3 protein-coding genes are annotated in these 4954 nt (G+C 65.0%); all 3 read right to left on the reverse strand.

The window, feature by feature from the left end; all coding sequences use genetic code 11:
* Positions 1 to 242: 242 nt before the first annotated feature.
* Positions 243 to 2339 carry a methyl-accepting chemotaxis protein gene (locus tag KGM94_RS23465; RefSeq protein WP_300264591.1) on the reverse strand — a complete coding sequence of 699 codons (2097 nt, stop codon included), beginning with the start codon at positions 2337 to 2339 and terminating at the stop codon, positions 243 to 245.
* A gap of 456 nt (positions 2340 to 2795) precedes the next feature.
* Positions 2796 to 4439, reverse strand: a complete 1644-nt coding sequence (locus KGM94_RS23470) for a hypothetical protein (RefSeq protein ID WP_300264593.1) — start codon at positions 4437 to 4439, stop codon at positions 2796 to 2798.
* Between the two features lie 103 nt (positions 4440 to 4542).
* The gene (locus KGM94_RS23475) at positions 4543 to 4905 is read right to left on the reverse strand and encodes a hypothetical protein (RefSeq protein ID WP_300264595.1); all 363 of its coding nucleotides are present in this window, start codon (positions 4903 to 4905) and stop codon (positions 4543 to 4545) included.
* Positions 4906 to 4954 lie beyond the last annotated feature (49 nt).

Genomic DNA, 4954 nt, shown 5'->3' on the forward strand with positions numbered 1-4954 from the left:
CGTGCGGCCCCGACTTCGGGCCGCTCGACGAAATCTGCGGTTCAACCCCATGCACAGTGCCGTCAAGGACCGATATGACGGCTTACTGTTTTTCCGAATCTATCTTGACGCGTCGGGCAAATCAGGGGCATAATGCCATCATCCCGGATGAGGCGCGGCACCGGACGATCAGGCGGCGCCTGATCTCGTCACGCCGTGGATTGCCCGGCACTCGAACCCGCCGCGCGATTCCAGCCCTTACGTCACGCGGCCCGCACCGAGTCCAGGAACTGGGTAACCTCCTGCTTCAAGCGACCGCTGTCGCCGGACAAGGACTGTGCCGCGGAAAGGATCTGCGCCGATGCCGCCCCCGTCTCGGCGGCGCCGCGCTGCACGTCAACCACATTGCTCGAGACCTGCTGCGTTCCCTGCGCAGCCTGCTGCACATTGCGGGAGATTTCCTGCGTCGCCGCGCCCTGCTCTTCCACCGCGGCCGCGATCGTCGAGGATATCTCCGACAGCTTTTCGATGGTGCCGCAGATCTGCTTGATGGCTCCGGCCGACTCCTGCGTCGCAGCCTGGATCCCCGAGACCTGCTGGCCAATCTCGCCGGTGGCTTTCGCGGTCTGCTCGGCCAAAGCCTTCACTTCGGATGCGACGACGGCAAAGCCCCGCCCCGCCTCTCCGGCGCGCGCAGCCTCGATAGTCGCGTTCAATGCCAGCAGATTGGTCTGGCCCGCGATGGTGTTGATCAGTTCGACGACGTCGCCAATGCGGGACGCCGCTGCAGACAGTTCACCCACACGATCGGTCGTCAAACGCGCCTGATTAACGGCTTCGCCGGCCATCCGCGCCGATTCCTGGACCTGGCGACTGATTTCGTTGATCGAGGATGACAGTTCCTCGGTCGCCGACGCGACCGACTGCACATTGGTCGACGCTTCCTCGGAAGCCGCCGCCACCATGGTGGAAAGCTCCTGGGCACGATCCGCCGTGGAGGTCAGCGTGCCAGCCGAGGTTTCGAGCCCGGCCGACGCGGAGAAAACCGTCTCGACGATCTGGCCGACGGCCCGCTCGAACTCGTCGGCGAGCCCTATCATGTCGGCCTTGCGCTGCTGCGCGGCCGCCTGATCCTGCCGCATCTTTTCCTCGGCCTCCTGACGAGCCTTCTCCTCCGCCTTGATCTTGAAGGTCTCGATCGCCTGCGCCATGTCGCCGATCTCGTCCTTGCGGCCAAGCCCGGGAAGGACAACGCCGAAATTGCCTGCGGCCAACTCCTTCATGCCGGCGGTCAATCCGGACAGCGGGGCGACGATGCGGCGGAAGGTAACCCAGAAGCTGACCAACACGAGCACGATGCTGGCCAGCAGCAAGGCGCCGTTGACCATCAGGCCGGAGGTGCTTCTCGAAGCTTCGCCCGCGGCGTCCCCATCCGCGACCTCGCCGATCGCCTGGGCGAGATTGAGGATGGAATTGATGGCGGTCGTTGCGAGGGAGACGTACTCGCTGCCGGAGATCTTGTATTCACCGCTTTCGCCCGCGGCAAAGACGCCATCTCGGACCTGGCCATATTTCCCAAAATATTCGCCGTCGACACCCGCGAGCGCGTCGGAAATCCTGCCGGAAGTGCCGCTGCGCTGGCGCATCGCCGAGAGCGTCTCCCAGGCAAGCTCCACCTGACCGCGCGCACGCGCGACGATCCGAATCCTATCTATCGTGAGCTTGCCGCCGGAAGAAATGATGCCACCAAAGAAGGCGCGCTCCCGTCCCGCATTTTCCGCCATCAGCGCCGCCAAGTGTCGATAGCCAACCAACTGCGACAGGCTCGCCGTCGGCGGGGTCGTCAGCGTTTCCAGCGTCAGCCGCAATCTGTTGCCGGCAACTTCGATCAGGCTGGTGATGTTGGGGGCAAAGGACTCGACGACATCCGACGGCCGTTGCGATCCAGGCCTGCCCAGGCTCTCGTCGACCTTGCTGCGAAACGCCTCGAAGGCCCGAACGGCCTTTTCGGCATCGCTGATTTGCGATTCCGCGGTCTTCATGGCAGGCACGGTCCGCAGCAACGACACGGCCTCGCGGAAAGCCTCATCCGCCGTCGCTCGCGTCTTGACGATCTCGGCGCGGCGTTCCGCGGGCAGCACATCGGGCGCCTTGAGCGGCCCATTGGTCAGTCCACGCTCGACCGCCCACTGGCCCGCGCTGCGCAGCAGCAGCTGTGAAATGTGGTTCACCTTGAGGAAGGCCTCGGAGTCGTCCCGTCGAACGAGCGCTTCATGGGCCGCGAATCCTGCGGACACGACCGCCAGGATCGCCAGGGCCGAGATGATTGACGGGAGCACCGTCCCAATCTTGAGATTCATGTGACCAATCTCCTGCTTGAGGTTTCGGACATGGTGCGGGCCAGCAAAATGGCTGAACAGGCGCCACCGTCGCGCGAATGGTCTTCGAAGAACATCTTCGCGCACCGTTGCACGAACTCTTGCCGTTATCCCCTGACGCGTGCGACTCCAATGGGAGTCGATGGTCTTGCGGTGCAGACGTTTCGAGAACGAACATCGCGATTCTAACAAGTGTCGATTTACCGAAGCCTAACGCGAGCGTTGCCGAAGTCCGTATGACTACAGAGAACGATATCAGAATTCGGCAGAATCGCCGTCAAGCACAACGAGATCAGCATCGAAACCCTGCTCTGCGGAATCCGGGGCAAGCCGCCCATTGATTCCGAGATGATGGCGCCCATCCATTCCGATCAATAAGAGGTCCAAGGTTGGTTCCCTCGTACCCTTCCACATCCAGGCCCGGGCTGCCGCCGTCCCTCACTTGCGCGCGTACGCCGCCTCGATCTTCGCGCAGGCGATCCCCACGGTGTAGACCTGAATCCCCGCGATCGCGCAGTGATCCGGGTTGAGATCGAGCAGGCCGATCCCGCTTGCGGCATCGAGCGTCTCGTTGATGCGCAGGACGATGCAGGGATATTCCGCCGCCAGCTTCGCATAGGTGGTGGGGCGGAAATTCTTCTTCAGGACGCGCGTGTAGAAACCGTGGTCGAGGAGCGGGACCGCGAAGGCACGGCCATAGGCTTCCGAAAACCTCTCCCTCTTCTGCTGGTCGCCCCAGGGCTGCAGGGTCATGTCAAAACCGTGGTTCATGTCGTTCTCGGGCGCGTGGACGAACATCGCCGACACGTTGGCGCAGGCCGGGCCCGCCTCGGCGACGGCCTGCGACAGCCGCGCGCCCGCGGCGTCCCAGGCGGACCATTGCAGCGCCTCGCGCCGGATTTGCGCAAAGGTCTGCCCGGCCATGACGACGCACATCGCGCCCGCGACTGCGGCGAGCGCGGTTGCCGGGATCGCCGGAACCAGCCGCCGGATCTGCACGATCAGCAGCACGAGGACGCCGCCGGCGAGCACCCACGACGCCATCATGTAGTGAAGGGCGAAGTGCTTCGAGGTCGCGGCGAGCTGGGCGCCGTAGACGAGGAAGGCGGCGATCAGCGTGAGGCTGACCGGATCGGACCAGCTCCGGCGCCTGATGCAGGCGATCAGCCCGGCAAGCCCGCCGGCCAGAAAGATGGCGAACACCAGCGGCGCAGCAGTGACGATCTCGCCCATGTTCGACCAGAACTCGGCAAGGTCGACGAAGCCGGCCTCGCCTTCGCCGTAGCGGCCCTTGTGCGTGGCGATCGAGGTGAGCCAGCCGAACCCGCGGGTGATCGTGCCGGGATTGAAGGCGAGGTTGAGCCCCACGAAGGCGCCCGCCCCGACGACAGAGGCCCATTTCAGCGCGCGCGGGCTGCGCAGCAGGCAGACGCCGAGCGCCGCGAGCGGCAGGTAGAGATACTTCGTGGAAAATCCGAGTGCGAACATCAGGCCGGACAACGCGCCGAGGCCCGCGCTCGGCGGCTCCTCGTCGAGCGCCGCCTTGATCACCAGCGCCAGTCCGAGCATGGCGATCGAGACCATGAGGCTTTCGGGGATCAGCACCATCTCGAAATGGAAGGTGTCGGCATGGACGAGCGGCCCGGCCTGGAACAGCATCGCGGCGATCGCGCTGCCCGTCGCGCGCGCGACGATCAGGCCGCCGGTCGCAAGCGACGCCGTCAGGACCAGCGCCTCCGAGGTGCGCGCGGCATGGGTGATCGCGTCGTAGTGCCTGAGCCCGAACTCGACGATGTCGGGCGCCCTGGCGACGAAGGCCCAGACCCTGACGATGAGCTCGACCAGCAGCGTCGTCGTCGTTCCCGGATGGTCGTACTTCATCGACCCGTATCCGGCGGCCGCAACGAGGCCGTTCATGGTGTAGGCGGATTCGGGGTCGACCTGCCGGCCCCACACCGCCATCTGCGACGAATAGAGCAGCGTGGCGATCAGATAGAGGGACGGAACGATCAGGATCAGCGCCGTCCTGATCCTCGCGTCGGCGAACTGCCGGTCCGGAAAGAATGCGTCCCTTGAACTCATGTCCCGCTGCACGGTTGCGCCCGGCGCGGCGGCGCGAGAGGGCTTGGCATGGCGGCCAGACAGCACGGCGACCGGCAAGCGTCAACCTCGTTGGCGCCCGCCCCTATTGCTTGTCGAACGGGATGTATTGCTGGTACTGCTTCGGCACCGAGCTGCGATAGCGCGACGGCACCGTGCCGGTCTCGACCGAATGATCGATCTCCTGCTGCCGCGTCATCTTCTTCTTGGTCCTGGTCGTCTTCTTCTGTTCGGTGGACTTGCTCTGGTCGGTCGATCCGCTCGGCGGGGTGGTCGTTGCGGTCGTCGAGGCCGTGCCGGCGGGTGCGGTCGTGGTGGCCGCGGGCGTGGTCGCGGAGGGCGCCGCGGTCGTCGTGTCGGACGTTGTCGTGCCTTGCGCGAACGCGACCGGTGTCTGCAACATGAGCGCCAGCGCTGCCGCGGCAGCCAGCCAATATGACTTTTGCATCAGAACCTCCAGCGTACCTGATCCGTAAGGAGCAAGCCTAGTCCCGCGC

Origin of the sequence: Bradyrhizobium sp., from assembly GCF_028868675.1 — a bacterium.
In the GTDB taxonomy this organism is placed as follows: domain Bacteria; phylum Pseudomonadota; class Alphaproteobacteria; order Rhizobiales; family Xanthobacteraceae; genus Bradyrhizobium.